The 16266-nt window shown below is 69.8% G+C and carries 13 protein-coding genes; 6 read left to right on the plus strand and 7 right to left on the minus strand.

Annotated elements, in window-relative coordinates:
• Positions 1-289 precede the first annotated feature (289 nt).
• Both CA984_RS22615 and CA984_RS22620 read right to left on the minus strand, forming a co-directional pair.
• On the minus strand, positions 290-2401 hold the full coding sequence (locus CA984_RS22615) for a TerD family protein (protein WP_086575571.1): 2112 nt from the start codon (positions 2399-2401) through the stop codon (positions 290-292).
• 67 nt (positions 2402-2468) lie between these two features.
• Positions 2469-3332 carry an aminoglycoside phosphotransferase family protein gene (locus CA984_RS22620; RefSeq protein ID WP_086575572.1) on the minus strand — a complete coding sequence of 288 codons (864 nt, stop codon included), beginning with the start codon at positions 3330-3332 and terminating at the stop codon, positions 2469-2471.
• 194 nt (positions 3333-3526) lie between these two features.
• Here CA984_RS22620 and CA984_RS22625 point away from each other — a divergent pair, with 194 nt between their 5' ends.
• Complete coding sequence (locus tag CA984_RS22625) at positions 3527-4117, plus strand: hypothetical protein (RefSeq protein ID WP_086575573.1); 591 nt, start codon at positions 3527-3529, stop codon at positions 4115-4117.
• 18 nt (positions 4118-4135) lie between these two features.
• Positions 4136-4540, plus strand: coding sequence for an aldo/keto reductase (locus CA984_RS49050; protein ID WP_242676111.1), 405 nt, complete (start codon positions 4136-4138; stop codon positions 4538-4540).
• Positions 4541-4756: 216 nt separating this feature from the next.
• Here CA984_RS49050 and CA984_RS22635 read toward each other — a convergent pair whose 3' ends face one another.
• Positions 4757-6229, minus strand: coding sequence for an amidohydrolase family protein (locus tag CA984_RS22635; protein ID WP_086575574.1), 1473 nt, complete (start codon positions 6227-6229; stop codon positions 4757-4759).
• Positions 6226-7479 carry an MFS transporter gene (locus CA984_RS22640; RefSeq protein ID WP_086575575.1) on the minus strand — a complete coding sequence of 418 codons (1254 nt, stop codon included), beginning with the start codon at positions 7477-7479 and terminating at the stop codon, positions 6226-6228. Before CA984_RS22640 ends, CA984_RS22635 begins: the two co-directional genes overlap by 4 nt.
• A 431-nt stretch (positions 7480-7910) precedes the next feature.
• Between CA984_RS22640 and CA984_RS46390 the strand changes: the two genes are divergently transcribed.
• Entirely contained in the window at positions 7911-8075 is a 165-nt protein-coding gene (locus CA984_RS46390) for a hypothetical protein (RefSeq protein WP_165781366.1), read from the plus strand.
• A gap of 83 nt (positions 8076-8158) precedes the next feature.
• On the opposite strand, the gene CA984_RS22645 is transcribed toward CA984_RS46390, so the two are convergent.
• The gene (locus tag CA984_RS22645) at positions 8159-8512 is read right to left on the minus strand and encodes a winged helix-turn-helix transcriptional regulator (protein ID WP_207620990.1); all 354 of its coding nucleotides are present in this window, start codon (positions 8510-8512) and stop codon (positions 8159-8161) included.
• Between the two features lie 169 nt (positions 8513-8681).
• Here CA984_RS22645 and CA984_RS22650 point away from each other — a divergent pair, with 169 nt between their 5' ends.
• On the plus strand, positions 8682-9572 hold the full coding sequence (locus CA984_RS22650; protein ID WP_086575576.1) for an NAD(P)-dependent oxidoreductase: 891 nt from the start codon (positions 8682-8684) through the stop codon (positions 9570-9572).
• A 340-nt stretch (positions 9573-9912) separates the two neighbouring features.
• Here the strand turns inward: CA984_RS22650 and CA984_RS22655 are convergent, their stop codons facing one another.
• Positions 9913-12129 carry an MMPL family transporter gene (locus CA984_RS22655; protein ID WP_086575577.1) on the minus strand — a complete coding sequence of 739 codons (2217 nt, stop codon included), beginning with the start codon at positions 12127-12129 and terminating at the stop codon, positions 9913-9915.
• A 274-nt stretch (positions 12130-12403) separates the two neighbouring features.
• Here CA984_RS22655 and CA984_RS22660 point away from each other — a divergent pair, with 274 nt between their 5' ends.
• Both CA984_RS22660 and CA984_RS22665 read left to right on the plus strand, forming a co-directional pair.
• A complete protein-coding gene (locus CA984_RS22660; protein ID WP_086575578.1) occupies positions 12404-13630 on the plus strand; it encodes a sensor histidine kinase in 1227 nt (408 codons plus the stop codon).
• Entirely contained in the window at positions 13627-14334 is a 708-nt protein-coding gene (locus CA984_RS22665) for a response regulator (protein WP_086575579.1), read from the plus strand. Before CA984_RS22660 ends, CA984_RS22665 begins: the two co-directional genes overlap by 4 nt.
• Positions 14335-14633: 299 nt before the next feature.
• On the opposite strand, the gene CA984_RS22675 is transcribed toward CA984_RS22665, so the two are convergent.
• Positions 14634-15680 carry a serine hydrolase domain-containing protein gene (locus tag CA984_RS22675; RefSeq protein ID WP_242676112.1) on the minus strand — a complete coding sequence of 349 codons (1047 nt, stop codon included), beginning with the start codon at positions 15678-15680 and terminating at the stop codon, positions 14634-14636.
• Positions 15681-16266 lie beyond the last annotated feature (586 nt).

A 16266-nucleotide genomic window follows, 5' to 3' on the forward strand; every position in this document is an offset into this window, starting at 1 on the left:
GGTACCGTCTGGACGTGGTATTCATGCACCGGACTTCCGGCGACAGCGGACGCAATCCGCGCGTCGGACGGCAGGGTGGACGGCTGAAGCCGTCGTGAATGACCGGTCGTGAGGAAGGCCCGGGAGCTAGATGAGCCAGTAGGCCCCATGGGGGCCTACCTGGAATCGAACCAGGTAAGAAGGAAGCCCTCGAATGGCCTCACGACCGGAATGCGAGGAGAGCGGGAAGACTGGAGATTCCAGAAAGGTGTAGAAGGAAGCCCTCCCATAGCCTCGCGCCCTTACGGTATCAGGCCGGGATCAGTCCGTGCAGAGTCCCTGGCGTGTATACCCGCGACCCCGACGGCAGGCCGGCCGGAGCTTCCAGCCCGATGTAGGTGGTGTGTCCGGCGGAGGAGCTTTTCGTACGCAGCAGGTCGGCGAGGTATCGGACTCGCAGGTAGTCGCGTTCCACGATCGAGCGCGCCAGCAGGGAGACGGTGACCCGATTGCCCTCCACCTGGTTGAAGCCGGGATGCCCCTTCAGATACAGCTGAAGCCATTTCACCCGCCATCCGCCGTCGTCATCACGGAGGAAGACGAGCGGCAGGGCGATCCGGCCCGACCCGCGCAGGTCGGACTTCATCCGCACGGTGCGCGGCTCGAACGGCCTGCCTTTCTGCTCGGCGTCCCTGGTCATGTAGCCGAAGAACGCCTCAGCGGCCTCGTCGAACCCCTCTCCGGCGAAGATGTCGACCTGCGGGATGACGATCGGCTGGGTCGCGTCGGCGAGACGGATGTCGATGAACTCCGACGCGCCGCCGGACGCCTCGGTGAGGTCGCCGGAGTAGGCGGCGAAGCCGTTGGTGTGGTTCGTCCACGAGATGTGCGTCGGATTGTCGTAGGCGGCGTCGAGCATGAGCGCGGACAGGTCGTAGTCGGTGCGCCGCTCGGTCTGGCGCCAGTGGACGAAGAACCTGAGCAGCTCACCGTCGACGGCTGAGAGCGAGCCGCGGGGCAGCATGCCGAGCCCGGGCGCCGTCGCCTTGCCCGACAGCGGCAGGGCGACATCAAGCACGCCGGGATCGACGATCAGCTCGCCGGGGTCGGGGAGGCGACGGGTGATCTCCTCGTCCAGGATGGCCAGCGCCCGCGACAGGACCTCCGTCTCAAGCGGCGAGCGGGAGTCGGGTGCCGCCCATGCTCTGCCGTACCGGTTGGTGAAGACGCGGCCGGCAGCGGGAGCGAGGCGGTTCTGCAGGTGCTCGCGCAGGGACAGCAGGACGCGGCCGGAGGCGCCCGCCACGGCTCTCTCCGCGCCGTCCAGCACGGCCGTCGCGGACAGGCCGGTCCGCAGCAGGTGGTCGAGGCGGCGCAGCAGCGCCCCGGGCGCGTTCTCCAGCAGTTCGACGGCGTCGGCGGTACGGCCCGCCGACAGGGCGGCCTCGACCCGGCTGTCGAAGCCGGCGGCCCGGCGCGCGCCCCTGGCCACCTCGAAGACCTGGGCGGCACGTGGGAACTGCGGGTACTCGTGAGGATGCAGCCGCTCGCCAAGCCGCTTCCACTGTTCCCGGTGGCGCGGCACATCGCCTAACTTGGCCGAGGAGGCGACGGCGTCCAGGGCCTGCAGCAGGGCACGGCGCTCGGCGCGGCGCAACGAGCGGAACCTGGTGGGGACGGCCAGCGTGACATCGCCGCCGGAGCAGCCGCAGGCGAGCCGCAGTACGTCGGTCACCGTGTCGACGAGCAGCGGTCGGCCGGCGGCCAGCCGTACCTCGTTGACGACAGCGCGGTTCTCGCGCACGGGGATGCGTTCCGGCTGATCGGCGCAGGACGACGCCAGCAAGCGCAGCGCCGCCAGATCCTCGGCGGCCGGAGGCACCTCGGAGCCCGCCAGTGAGAAGTAGAGCTCCCGCGTCTCCGATTCCAGGCTCCCGCCCAGCTCCAGCATGGTCACCCGGTCCCCGGCCAGCGGGATCAGCTCGGCGTGAGCGGCCAGCAGGTCGGCGTAGGTGTGCTGGTAGCGGCCGTAGCCCGGCAGGGTCAGCAGGTCAAGCGTCGGCGGCTGGAGGCGTACGGCGGCGACCGGGTCGAGCAGGGCCTCACGCAGCAGGCCGACCCAGAACTCCAGGGTGTCGGGCACGTTCGCGGGGAAGTCGATGAAGTAGGCGTTGTGCTGGACGTGGTCGCCCACCAGGCCGCGGACCGCGGCCAGGATCCGAACGCCGAGATCCACCACGGTCTCGCCGCGCAGCCTCGACAGGCGTTCGAGCAGGGCCGCCGAGCACTTGAAGCCAACGCTCAACAGCGCGGCGTCGAGTTGGCGGGCGGCGACCTCTCCCCAGTCCGCCCCGGAACCAGCAGGGGCGTCGATGGGGACGCGTAGCCGCCTGGCGATGACAAGGCTCTCCAGATTGTCCACGGGCGCACCTTATAACCGGAACACGCTGCACTCCGCTGGTTTTCTGGGCGTGCGATCACCCCAAGCCCTACGGGGTGAGAAGCACCTGGGCGAGGACGTGATCGCCGATGGCCGCCATGCCGGGGTTGTCGGCCGAGTGGGCGGCCAGAGCAGTGCCCATGACAAGGGCCCAACCCCGTGCGCGCTCCCAGGTCACCTCGTCGGTGTCCACGTGTGATCGGAAGACCTCGCGCGCGTTCTCGTCGAACACCAGCCAGGCGGCGGCCAGGTCGGTGGCGGGATCGCCGCTGGTGAGATCGCCGAAGTCCAGGACGGCGGCCAGCCCTTCCCCGTTGAGCAGGAGGTTTCCCGGGTGCGGGTCGCCGTGGAGCCAGAGCGGGGGGCCCTGCCAGGGCGGGAGGGCGGCCAGTTTCTCCCAGAGGGGGAGCAGCGCGGCTGATCGGGGAATGGACTGCAGACGTTGCCGTACCGCTCCGTCGCGGGCGGCGAGCGGGACGCCGCGGACGGGGTTGCGCGGCGCGTCAGGCGGCGCGGGCCGGTGGAGGCCCGTCATGAAGTCGGCCAGCGGGGCGGCGATGCCGGAGCGGTCGGACGGCGGCACGTCGGCGACCGTGCGGCCTTCGAACCAGGGCGCGATCGTCCACGGCCACGGGTAGCCCTCGCCGGGCACGCCGGTTCTGACGGGTAGGGGCAGCGCGACCTCGACGTACTCGGCCAGGACCGGCAGCCAGCGTTGCTCGTTGACGATGAGGTCGACGGCGACCCGGCGGCGCGGCAGCCGTACGGACAGGTCCGTCCCCAGGCGGTAGATGACGTTGTCCCAGCCGTTGGCGACGAGAGTGAGCGGGCCCGCCAGATCCGGGTGTTGCGTGCGGATCAGGCGGTCAACGAGGCCGTCGTCGATGTCGGCTTCCGCCGCCGGAGTGTTCATGCCGCAACGATAGTGCGGGACGGCCCTGACAGACGCAGGCGCTGAAGCCGGGCATGCCCGGTCGCCCCTACGGCGCGGGCAAGCGCACAGACTCGGCCCCCCGACGACCGCGTAAGCGGATCCGGGCGGCCTTCGATCGCTGACGATCCGAGAATGCGTTTGCGAACGGCTCACCGTTTTGCGAGGGTTTCGGGATGACCTCCGGACCAGCCCGCCACCATGACGCCGGACGCTGGCTGGTGCAGTTCACGGGCCGGATCAGCGTCGTCTGCCCGCGTTGCGGTGGTCGCGCGGTCGTTGTCAGCCGTCCCGGGCTTCCCGACCCCAGGTACTTCAGCGAGCTGATGTTCCAGCCCCGCCGCCTGACCTGTGCGGGTTGTGGGGTCGTTGCCGAATGGACGGCCGATGTCAAGGGGGTCGGGCTGGTCGGCGCGGTCATGGGTGGCACCGAGGACCCGTTCTTCCGGCGGCCGCTGTGGTTGCAGACCCGCTGCTTGGGCCGGGTTCTCTGGGCCTACAACGAGGAGCACGTCGACGAGCTCGCGGCCTATGTGGGCGCCCGGTTGCGGGAGCGTGGCTCGTATCGTCCGACGATGGCGATGTTCGCCCGGCTGCCGGTGTGGATGAAAAGGGCCGGCAACCGCGCCGGGGTTCTGGCCGGTTTGGCGACGCTGCGGTCACTGGCCGAGCGGTCGGCGCCCGGTGACCGGTCCGACGCCGCCCACGAGCGCGGCGACCGCTCTCGACAGCGCCCGAGCATGTACTTCCGCGGAGGTCCGTACTAAGGCCTGCCCCGTGGATCATTGAACTGGGTCGCGGAGCCAGAACCTGATCAAGGCGACGTCGGCGGCGCCCTGGTGGATCCGCTCGCGGCGCGCGAGGTGGTGCTGGCCACGGAGTTCGGCTTCGCCAACCGCCTGGGCGAGCCCACCCGTATCCGCGGCGACGCCGCCTACGTGCGGCAGGCGTGTGAGGCGTCGCTGCGCCGGCTCGGAGTCGACCACATCGACCTCTACTACCAGCACCGGGTCGATCCGCAGGTGCCGATTCCCGGCACCCGGCGGCAGAGGTACCTGGAGGAGAACCTCGCGGCCCTGGCCGTCGAGCTGTCCACCGAGGACCTCGCCGCCGTCGAAGCCGCCGCCCCGGCCGAGCAGGTCGCGGGCACCCGCTACGACATGAACAGCCTCACCTTCGTCGACGGCTGAGCCCGCCGCGGCGCGGACCGCTTCCAGCACCTCTTTCCTCCACATCACGTTCACCTCCTCCCTTCACCCAAGAGCGTAGTCAGACAGCACCTGAGGCCTCCTGCGGCAGAAGCGATCGAGATCAGCCGCCCGTAGGTCGCCAACCGACCCTGCTTAACCACATTCCCTACCTGAAAACGGCGGCCGGGCCGTCAACCAGACGACCCGGACCAGGCATCAGGCTCTGACAGCGCGCCCGGGCAGGGCGGTCGGCAGCAGATACTCGTCGCGGACCACGAACTGGCCGCCGACAAGGACGTGGACGAAACCGGAGGAATGCCTGACCGTCTCGGTGTAGGTGGCACGGTCGCTGACGGTGTCGGGGTCGAAGACGGTCAGGTCGGCGTCGCAGCCTGCCTGAACACGGCCCTTGCGCCGCATCGCCGGGACACCCGAGCCCACCACGTCGGCGGGGATGAGCGTGCACCGGCGCACAGCCTCGGGCAGCGACAGGACGCCGTTCTGCCGGACGAGCCTGCGCAGCGTCCGGCCGTAGGTGCCGGCCGTACGGGGGTGGGTGACGGCGTCGGGCCTGAGCGGCCAGGAGAGCGGGTCGGGCGACCCCGAGCGCCACAGGAGGGGTACGGCGTCGGTGGCGACAGCGGCGTCGGTGAAGGTGAGGGCCCGCTGGATGTAGTCGAACTGGGCGGGGTCGTCCTCGTCGAGCAGGTGGACGAAAGCCGCCGAGCCGGGCTCGCTCTCGCGGACCCGACGCAAGGCCTCGGCGTCGGGGATACGCCCCTCGGCACCGAGCAGGCCGATGGAGTGCGGGGTCAGCCCGCGCCGGTGGAGGAGTTCCGGGGCGAGGAAGGCCGCGCCGACGCCGGTCATGCCCGCGCCGTAGGGGTAGGCCTCGGTGGTGACGCGCGAGCCTTCGGCGCGGACCTTCTCCACCAGGCCGAGCACGCGGTCGACATGGCGGATGGAGGTGCTGTTGACGTGGCAGTAGTGCATGTGCGCACCGGTCTCGGCGGCGGCGCGGACGATCTCCTCAGCGCCGTCGACGGGAGTGGTGGGGTCCATCTCGACAAGTTCACGGGCGTGGGTATAGGTGGGCAGCCCGACGCGGGCGGCGAGGGCGGCCACGGCGAGGTACTCGGAGGGATCGACGCGGGGCGCGTAGCCGACGAGGATGCCGATGCCGAGCGCGCCGTCGCCGAGGTCGCGCTCCAGCATGCCGACGATGCGGTCGACGACGTTTCGCGGAGCGGCGCGCTGCCATTCCTCGCGGCCGATGTTGGCGAGGAAGTCGTCCCTCAGGTCGCCGCTGGTGTCGAGGCCGAGGAGGACGGTCATACGGGCCACAGCCCAGGAGGTGGCGAAGCCGTAGTTGAGGGGCCTGCCCTCGATCTCGGCCCTGCGGTAGGCGGCGGCGACCGGGTAGGCGCCGGCCTCGAGTTCCAGGACGGTGGTGACGCCGTCGAGCGCCTGCAGGCGGTGTCCGGCGACGTCCATGCTGTGGCTGTGCAGGTCGATGAAGCCCGGACTGACGACCAGGCCGGTCGCATCGACGGTGGTGACGCCGTCGAGCGGCTGGTCGGAGACGGCCTGGATGACCCCGCCGTTGACGCCGACGTCGCGTACGGCGTCCAGACCGGTCTCGGGGTCGATGACCCGGCCACGGGCGAGAACCAGATCGTATGTCGTCACGCGAGCTCCTTCGTTCCGAGGCTGAACTGCTCAGGGCGCTGGGGCACGATCAACGCGATCAGCGCGCCGAGGACGGTGGTGGCGATGAGCAGGCCGAAAGCAGCGGTGTAGGAGAACTTGTCGACCAGGAAGCCCATGAGAACGGGGGCGAGGACACCGGCGATCTGACCGCCGACGTTGACGACGCCCATGCCGGATCCGATGACGGCGGGCGGCAGGGCACGCACGGGCATACCGAGGATGCCCATCGAGGAAAGACCCGCCACGCCCATGGCGAGGGTCTGGTAGACGGTGAACCCGACAGCGGAGTCGGCCATCAGCATGAGCACCAGGAGCACAGCGGTGACCAGGAGCAGGGGGATGACGTAGAGCCGGACCCTGTCGTGGAAGAAGCGGTCGAACAGCCAGCCGCCGAGGAAGACGGTCGCGCACGCGACCAGACCGGGGATGGCGGACATGACACCGGTGTTGATGAGGGAGATGCCGCGTTCCTCCAGCAGGTAGCTGGGTACCCAAGTGATCAAGCCGTAGCCGAGCATGTTGGTGGTGCAGAAGAGTGCGGCGAACTTCCAGACCGATGGCGAGCGCATAACGGCGCCGAGGCTGGTCCCCTTGTCCTGAACGACGTCGGAGCCGTTGAGGTGGGCGGGCAGCGCCTTGGGCAGCAGCGTCCAGAGTAGAACGCCGATGGCGACGCCGGCGGCGGCGGTGACCCAGAAGGTGTGGCGCCAGCCGAGGGCGAGGATGAGCGGCGCGACGATGAGCGGGGCGACGCCGGCACCGAGCTGGTTGGAGGCGAGCATGGCACCGGCGGCGGTGGCGCGGACGGCGGGGGTGGTGCGTTCCGCGATGGCCTTGAAGGATGCGCCGGGAAAGAGGCCCTGGCCGACGCCGAAGAGAGCACGGATGACGAGGAGGGATGCCAGACCCCAGGCGATACCGGTGAGGGCGGTGAAGACCGACCAGAGCAGCAGAGAGACCATGAGTTGGCGGCGGGCGCCGAACTTGTCGGCGAGGATGCCACCCGGCACCTGGCACAGCAGATAGACCAGGGAGAAGGCGGTGATCAGCCAGCCTTGCTCGGTCTTGGTGAGCGCGAACTCCTCGCCGATGAACGGCAACGCGACGGCCATCATCACCCGATCGACGTAGTCGATCACCCAGACGCCCATGAGCAGGCCGACGGTGACGGTCGCCGTTTTACGTATTTGCGCGGGTGCCAGGGTGGAGGTGTCTTCGGTGAGTCCCATTCACAGGCCTCCGGAGCTTTCAAGCCAATGTTCCAGCAACCCTCCATCACGTCATCCGGGAGTGCTTCGTGCAGGAACATGAAGTCGGGGGGCATCGGCGGTGCGATTGCACCAAGATCTGTCCACCGGTGGTGAAACGCCTCGATGGTGCTCCACCCAGGTCCAGGCGATGAGCCCCGAACGTCCCAGGAACTCAGGGTCTGTTCGACGTTCGGATCATGAGGTTGCGGATTCACCTGTGCCGTACGGCCTGGCCCTGGTGAGCACAAGGCATGGCGCGTGGTGACCTCACCGACGATGGCGGGACCTGCCCCGCGCCAAGCGCGTCCACCTCCACCGGCGCGGTATCCGAGCAGTCATCCCGGAGAAGGCGGACCAGGTGGCCAACCGATCGGAGCGAGGTTCACGCGGGGCCACCCCGTCCGCCACAGATGAGGTTCTCTGTCACCGAGCGCAACACCGCCGAGCGCTGCATCAACCGGATCAAGGAGTGGCGCGGGCCGGCCTTCCGCTTCGACAAGTCCCTGGACAGCTACCTGGACGGACTTCATCTACGCGGCGTCGTTTCGTGGATGCGAAGCCTCCGGCCCACCTAAGGATCCGGCCTCAGGACAGGCCCTGAGGCCGGTGGCCGCGACCAGGTCAAAGCACCGTCGACGGCGCAATGATCCGCGCCAGTTCACCTGATCTCGTCCCACGGGATGACCTCGATGCGCTCGATGTGCTCCTCGCCCCACTCACCCAGCGGCGCCATCGCGCTGTTGAGCGAATGACCAAACTCGGTGAGCGAGTACTCCACCTTCGGCGGGACCTGGTGATACATCTCGCGATGCAGCAGCCCGGTGGTCTCCATCTCGCGGAGTTGCAAGATCAGCACCCGCTCGCTGATGCCGGGGACCGCACGCCGCAACTCCCCGAAACGCAGGGGGCCATCCTGCAGCGTGAAGAGGATCAGCCCTTTCCACTTGCCGCCCATGACGGCGATGGCAGCGTCTAACCCGCAGGTGAACGTACGCTTTTTCGTCTGCTTCACCGACTCATACTTACATTCTTATCAGTACCCGGCAAAATTGTAGGTACTTGAGAGAATATGGGCGCTCCGGCCAGTATGGATCAGGCGCCGCGCCAAGATCACAACAGTCTCCCCGGCGGGCGGCGCGCTCACCTCCTCATCTCTCTGTCTCTGTGGCTGGAGTACGCATATGACCGGCAGGAACGCGACACCGGTGACCGTCATCGGCCTGGGCTCGATGGGCACGGCACTGGCTGAGGCATTGGTCAAGGCCGGACACTCGACCACCGTCTGGAACAGGACCCCCGCCAAAGCCGCGCCCCTCATCGCCATGGGAGCTCGGCAGGCGGAGGCCATTGAGGACGCGGTGGCGGCAAGTCCCCTGATCATCACCTGCCTGACCACCTTCGATGACACCCGGTCGGCTCTGCGGCCGGCCGCCGCGTCGCTTCATGGACGGGCCCTGGTCACCCTCAACAGCGGTTCTCCGGCCGGCGCCCGCGAGACGGCCGCCTGGGCCATCGGCCACGGCGCCCGGTTCCTGGCCGGGGCGGTCAAGAACGTGCCCTCGGCCGTGGGGGCGCCGGACACCCTGCTCTACTACAGCGGTGACAAGACCGTTTTCGACGAGTTCGAAGCGACCCTGAAGGCGCTGGGCGGCGACACCGTCCACCTCGGCGACGACAGCGACCTCGCCGCCCTGTACGAGATGGCCGTGGGCGCCATGCTGCTGCCCGCCCTCGTCGGCTTCTTCCAGGGCGCGGCCGCCGTCCAGGCGCGCGGGCTGGAGGTGAGCACGATGGTGCGGTTCGCCGGCAAGTGGCTGGACATGATCAAGTCCCTGCTGCCGATCTACGCCAACGAGATCGACAGCGGCGACTACACCAACGCCGCCTCCTCGGTGAACCTCTTCCTCGCCGGGGCGGCTCACGACGCGGACCTGACCAAGGAGACGAACGTCGACACGACCTGGCTCGTCCCGCTCCATGACCTGGTGACGCGGGCGGCTCAGGCAGGCCACGGCAACCACAGCATCTCGGCCCTCACCGAGGTGCTCAGAAAGCCGGCGCGACAGCCATGAGCCCGGACGAGTGCGATCCCGAACGAAGCATCCATCAAGGCCGCGCCCTTCGGCCTGTCGGACCTGCTCGTTCAGGTCATTTACGGTCAGCGCTGAGATTGATCTTCATGGTCTGTCCCAGCTGGGCGCCCTGCTCGCAGAACCCCCTTCGCGGAACACGGCAGTCGTGGGGACTTCCGCGACGGACGAGCTGCGCGGATGCGGCGTGTCGCGGCGCGCAATGGCCTCTGCCAACCGGTCATTTGCGAAAGACCGAGAAGCAAGATCGATGTCAGTGCCAACGGCTGCACCGATGGTCCTCACCCCCGTCATACACCCCTTAGGCATGCCGGTCCAAGCCTCAGAGGGCCGTGGCCCGGTCGGGTTCCGGGGCAGGTTCGGTCGCACGGTCCTGCCTGTGGCCGCCTGCGATGGGCCGCGGGCGGATCGGCCACCACATGGCCCGGCCGAGGAGCGCGGCAAGGGAGGGGACCAGCACCAGCGACACGACGAGCGCGGAGAGCATGATGCCGAGCGTCATCGCGAAGGCCATCTGCTCGTTGCCCGGGGACGTGATGAGGCTGGCGAAGGAGGCGGCCAGTACCACGCCGGCCGTCGCGATGGCCGGTGTCGTGTGCTGTACGGCGCGCGCCACGGCGGCGCGAGCTGTACCCGGTCGCCGCATTTCCTCCCGGATCCGGTCGGTGATCAGGATGTTGTAGTCGGTGCCCAACGCCACGACGAACAGGAACAGCACCAGCGGGAGGGCGAAGCTGACGCCCGGCTTGCCGAGAACGTGCTGGAACAGCAGGGTGGCGGCACCTAGGGTGGCGGCGAAGCCGAGCCCGACGGAGAGCATCAGGATCACCGGTGCGAGCAGGCTGCGCAGGAGCAGCAGCAGGATCAGCCCGATCAGCGCGGCCGCGACCGGGAACACGATCGTGAGGTCGTGGTCGACGGCGGCCGACATGTCGGCGATGATCGCCGGCGTCCCGCCCACGTGTGCCGTCGTCCCGGCGGGCGTGTGCTGGGCGACCGCGGCCCGGATCGGTCCGGAGGCCAGGTCGCGGGCCTGCTGGCTCTGCGGGTCCGCGGTCGGGTAGAGATCGATCCGGGCGGCACGGTGGTCCTTGTTCAGGACGGTCCGTGCGACCTGGCCCACGCCCTTGACCTGGGTGAGCGCATGGGAGAGACCGTCGAGCCGGTCGGTTGTGAGGGTGCCGCCGTTGGTGGCGGTGACGAAGACGCTCGTCGGGTCCGACACGCCGGCCGGCAGCGTGCGGGAGATCTCGGCCGCGGTGGCCGCGGCGGGGGTCTGGGCACCGGAGCCGCCCTGGCCGTAGTCCATGCGGATGCCGATCAACCCGGCGGCCAGCGCGGCGAGCAGGGCGGCGGAGGCGGTCAGCATCATCAGCGGTCGTCGCGTGACCAGCGCGCCCAGGCGGGCGGCATGGCCCTCGCGCGGCTCGCGGCGCAAGGCCGCCCGGGAGGGCCAGAACATCTTGCGCCCGGCGGCCGCGAGCAGCGCCGGTAGCAGGGTGAGGCTACCGAGCAGCGTCACCAGGACCGCGACGGCGATCGCGGGGCCCATCGAACGGAACTGCCCGAAGGTCGCCACGCCCAGCGTGGCGAACGCGGCCACGATGGTCAGCGCCGCCGAGGTGATCGCGGTGCCCACCCGGCCGGAGACCTGCGCGGCCACCTCTCGGGCGGACTGCTCGGGCCTGGCCCGCAGTTGCTCGCGGAAGCGGAACAGCAGGAACAGCAGGTAGTCGATGCCGATGCCGAACAGAACCACGTTGATCAGCCCCGGGGTGCTCGCGTCGAGCTTGAGCCCGGTGAGCATCGCGGCACCCGCGACGGCTCCCGCCGCCACGAAGCCGATCAGCGCGACCGCGAGCAGCGGCAGCAGGGCCGCCGGCACGCTGCGGAACACCAGCACGTTGAGCAGGATGATGAGCCCCATGATGAGGCCGCTCCCGACCGTGGTGGCGGTCTTGCGGGAATCGACGGTGTCGACGGTGTCGGCGAGAGCACCGGTGAAACCGGTACGCATCCCCGCCTCGGAGAACTGCGTCCGGGCGGCGTCCCGGAAGGTTCGGTAGACGCCCTGAACCCCCTTGTCCGCACGATTCCCGATCAGCTCGACGGAGAGCAGTTCGAAACTCCGGTCGGGCGCCGTCATCGCCGGGGCGATCCGGGGCGTCTGGGAGCGGTCCGGGATCAGGAACCGCTGCGGGCCGTCGTCTTCCCTGGGCATGATCACCCGGCGCTTGCCCAGCTTCGCCGCCTCGGCCTCGACCCGTTTCTGGTCGGCGGCGCTGAGGGCCTTGCCGTCGGACCGCGCGACGAACACCGTCACCGTGGTGGCGTCGGGGTTCACCCCGAACCGCTCCTGGGCGATGTGCAGCGCGGCGGCCGAGTCGTAGCTCCGGGGCAGGAAGCCCCCGGCCTGGTTCTGGGTGACGCGGTCGAACAGCGCCGGGGTCAGGGCGCTCAGCACGACACCCAGCACCACCCAGAAGGCGATGACCTTCCACGGGCGTCTGGTGGAGTATCCGGTCAGGGCGCGGATCACGATGTCCTCCGGCGGACGGGCTTGAATGCGGATGTCTGCCGGGGGCTCCCGGCCGGTATCCAGACCATCAGTCCCAGAGGCGGCAGACCTCCTGGCAGCGGATGATCCGGACCGGGGCCCTGGATCCTTCCCCCGGCCTGCGACCAGGACCCTGGTCCTGGTCCTGGTCCTGGTCCGGATACGGGTCCGCCGGCTGCCGCCGCCGGTGCTGCCACTGCGACTGCTGTGCAACCCTGGTCCGGGGGCCAGGAGGCCGGATACAGGGGGAACAGACATGCCCAGGAGCCGACACGTCGGGCCTGGCGATGCCCGGGAGCTGCCGCACATCGACAGCACCGGGCCGCCGCGGACCCGTAACGACGCACTCGTGACCGGTGGGGCGTGCGTGATGAACCTGCTCAGCTACGCGTTCTTCAACGCCCCCGACGGCCGGCACGCCGTGAGCGTGGCAGGGTTCCTCCTCGTCGCGCTGGCAGCCCTGCCACTGCTCGCCCGGCGCCGCCACCCGGTGGCGGCGCTCGCGGCCATCCTGGTACTCGATTCGACGGCCACCCTGACCGTGCCGCTGCCCGCGCACTTCGGTGCCGTCCTGCTGGTCGCCCTGTACTCGGTCGCCAGGGCCTGCCCCGGCCGGGTGACGGCGGTCGCGGCCGCCGCGACGGTGTCGCTGACGCTGCTGAGCCAGAGCAACGGCCGCATTCCGCCCTGGCAGGACGCCGCTATCCCACCCCTCACCACCCTGATCGTCGTCGGCACCGCCATGGCGGTCAACCGCTGGCAACAGGAGGTGGCGGCCAACCGCAGACTCCTTGCCGACCGTGCGGTGGCCGACGAACGCCGCCGCATCGCACGGGAGCTGCACGACATCGTGGCCCACCACATCACCACCATGCAGCTGATGGCCGGGGGAGCCCGGGCCAACATCGCCGAACGTGAGGTGGTCCAGGACGCCCTGGTCACCCTGGAGGCCTCCGGGCGACTCGCGCTGCGCGAGATGCGCCAGCTCCTCGACGTACTGCGGGACGGCGACGGACCGGAGGCCGCGCCGTCGCAGCCCCAGCCAGGCGCCGACGACCTCGACCGTCTGGTGGCCGAGTCCCGCCTTGCCGGACTGCCGACCGAGTTCAGCGTCCACGGGCCGCAGCGTCTGCTGCCGCCGACCGTCGGCCTCACGGTGTTCAGGATCGCCCAGGAGGCCCTCACCAACACCCGCAAGCACGCGGGGCCCGTCCGCGCGTCCGTACAACTGACGTACCGTCAGGACCGGGTCACCGTCGAGGTGCGGGACGACGGTGGGGGCACACCGCCGCAGGAGGGGGCATCGGCGGTGGGTTCGGGCGGTTACGGCCTCATCGGCATGCGCGAGCGCGTCGCCCTGCACGGCGGCACCCTCACCGCAGGCCCGCAGTCCGACGGGGGGTTCGCCGTGGTGGCCGACCTGCCGCTGACCACGGACGAGGCAGCCGAGGCGGCCGTCCAGCACGAGGGGGCACACCGATGACCGGGACCGGGCCGACGCTGCCGAGGATCAGGGTGCTGATCGTGGACGACCAGCCACTGGTCCGGCGCGGCCTGTCGCTGATTCTCTCCCCCGACCCGTCCTTCGAGGTGGTGGGAGAGGCCGAGAACGGCGCGCAGGCCGTCACCCTCGCCCGCCAGCTGTGCCCCGACGTCGTGGTGATGGATATCCGGATGCCCGTCCTCGACGGGGTCGGCGCGACCAGGGAACTCGCCGCCACCGTGCCCGACTGCCGGGTCCTGGCCCTCAGCACCTTCGACCTCGACGAGTACGTCGTGGGCGCCCTGCGTGCCGGAGCCTACGGGTTCCTGCCCAAAGACAGCTCCCCGGAGGACCTGAGCGCGGCGATCCGCACCGTCCACGCCGGCGAGGCCGCCGTCGCGCCGCGCCTGCTCACCCGGCTGATCTCCACCTACGTGCGCGCACCCCACAGTGCGCCACCGACCCCCACGGGCCTGGGTGAACTCACGCCGCGCGAGGTCGAGGTGTGGCGGCTGATGGCCACCGGCCTCGACAACACCGAGATCTCCCGCGCCCTGGACATCAGCCTCTCCACCGTCAAGAACTACATCACCAGCCTCTTCGACAAGCTCGCCGTCCGCGACCGCGCCCAGGCGGTCATCGTGGCCTACGAATCGGGCCTGGTCACTGCCCGATCGGCAGTCGGAGACCCACCAGGCAGCTGACGCCGATGGAGACCGTCAACGCCCTCGACGGTGACCTGACGACCTTTTGGCGGGTCCTGCGGAACCGGCCCGGCAACCTCGCGCGGGCGTGCGCGCTGCCCCCCCGCCCGCACTCCAGATCCCGGCCGCTCAAGTCCTGCACCCGGGCCAGGCCGCGCGTGTCGGCGCGTACATGCTCCAGGAACCGGATCTGCCCGCCGGTTTTCAGCACCCGCGGCCACCCCGGCACCACCTCGACGGCGAGCGGTGCCGCCGCGGCAACCCATGATCATCGCTACCGGTCCTGCCGTACGGGATGATCAGTCGGTCGGTGAGGTGCCGCAGAGTGCGTTGTCGATCAGGCGGGCAGTGGCTTGGCCCTGCTCTTGTGTGCCGGGGTAGGTGGTGCGTGAGACGATCACGCTGGTGCGGCCGTCCCGGGTGACGGCGTTGTCGGTGATGAACCCGGGGGTGCCGCCGGGGTGCGACCAGGCTGTGACCCCGCAGCTCAGTTGCTGCTTGGCCATGCCCAGCCCGAACTCCCTGCCGGGCGCGCCGACGGGAACCGTGGTCGTCATCTTCTTCAGCTGTTGCGGCGGCAGTAGCTTCCCGCCCAGCAGCGCACGCCAGAACCTGCTCAGGTCGCCGGTGGTGGTGACGGCCTCGCCCGCCGCGCCGGCCCAGCCGAGACTGAGCAGGGTGGTGCGGAACGGCCGGGAGGTCTTGGCGTCCTGGGTGTAGCTCTGCACGTGCGGCTCGGGCAGGAGCGGGGAGTCGCCGGGCAACGTCGTGTTCCGCAGCCGCAGCGGCGTGATGATCCGGCGCTTCACCTCCTTGCGCCAGGAGTTCCCGGTGGCCTGCTCGATGACCAGCCCGGCCAAGAGGTAGTTGATGTTCGAATAGCTCCAGCGGGAGCCGGGGGCGAAGAGCGGGCGGTGGCCGGTGCTGAGCGCCACCAGCCGCCGCGGGTTCATGCGCAGGAACCGGTAGGTACGGTAGCCCCGCTCGGTGTGCATCTTCTTCTCGATGTCGCCCACGGAGTCATACAGGCCGCTGGTGTGCTGGAGCAGGTGTCTGATGGTGATCGCGCGCCCGTCGTTGCCGTTGCCGCGCACCAGCCCGGGAAGCCGTCGTTCGACGCTGTCGTCAAGGGACAGGCGGCCCTCCGCCTCCAACTGCAAGATCACAGCAGCGACGAAGGTCTTGGTGTTGCTGCCCATCCGGAAGTGCCCGTCGAGCGGGATCGGCACGTCGCGGCCTCGCACCGCCGTACCGCTCGCCGCGGCCAGGTCACCGCCGGGTGAGACCACCCGCGCCTGCACTCCCAGCGTGCCGGCGTCGCGGATCGCATCCAGATCCGCCTGCAAGGCCGCCTGGTCGTATCCGGACGACGATGCGTGAGCCGGACCCACCGCCGGCGCACCGACGGATGCGGCCACGGCCGCTGACGCCACGACCGCATGAAAACGACGCCAGCCCACACTCTTCATAATCATTCTTTGCCTCCCGGCAGATTCGATGCTGCCCACCATGGGTGTCTGGTGGAATATCCGGTCAGGGCGCGGATCACGATGTCCTCCGGCGGACGGACTTGAATACGAACGTCTGCCGGGGGCTCCCGCCCGATATCCAGTCCATCACTGCGAGAGGCGGCAGCCCTCCTGGCAGCGGATGATCCGGACCGGGGCCCTGGGTCCTTCCCCCGGCCCACGACCAGGACCCTGGTCCTGGTCGTGGGCCGGCTCCTGGCCCGATCCGGATACGGCTCCGCTGACTGCCGCCGCCGGTGCTGCCACCCGATGGCGGCGCTCACCGCCGTCATCGGTACTCGATTCGACGGCCACCCTGACCGTGCCGCGGCCCAGGCACTCGTCACCACGGCGAAACCCGTCGGCCTGCGGGCCGGCCGTAGGGGTGCCGCTGTGCGGGACGACGCGCTCGCGCATGCCGATC

This window comes from Streptosporangium minutum, from assembly GCF_002149035.1.
GTDB classification, from domain to species: domain Bacteria; phylum Actinomycetota; class Actinomycetes; order Streptosporangiales; family Streptosporangiaceae; genus Streptosporangium; species Streptosporangium minutum.

Coding starts and splice junctions, on each gene's coding strand:
- CA984_RS22665 (WP_086575579.1), top strand. CDS start 13,627: ATGACCGGGACCGGGCCGACGCTGCCGAGGATCAGGGTGCTGATCGTG.
- CA984_RS22640 (WP_086575575.1), bottom strand. CDS start 7,479: ATGGGACTCACCGAAGACACCTCCACCCTGGCACCCGCGCAAATACGT.
- CA984_RS46390 (WP_165781366.1), top strand. CDS start 7,911: ATGAGGTTCTCTGTCACCGAGCGCAACACCGCCGAGCGCTGCATCAAC.
- CA984_RS22650 (WP_086575576.1), top strand. CDS start 8,682: ATGACCGGCAGGAACGCGACACCGGTGACCGTCATCGGCCTGGGCTCG.
- CA984_RS22620 (WP_086575572.1), bottom strand. CDS start 3,332: ATGAACACTCCGGCGGCGGAAGCCGACATCGACGACGGCCTCGTTGAC.
- CA984_RS22625 (WP_086575573.1), top strand. CDS start 3,527: ATGACCTCCGGACCAGCCCGCCACCATGACGCCGGACGCTGGCTGGTG.
- CA984_RS22660 (WP_086575578.1), top strand. CDS start 12,404: ATGCCCAGGAGCCGACACGTCGGGCCTGGCGATGCCCGGGAGCTGCCG.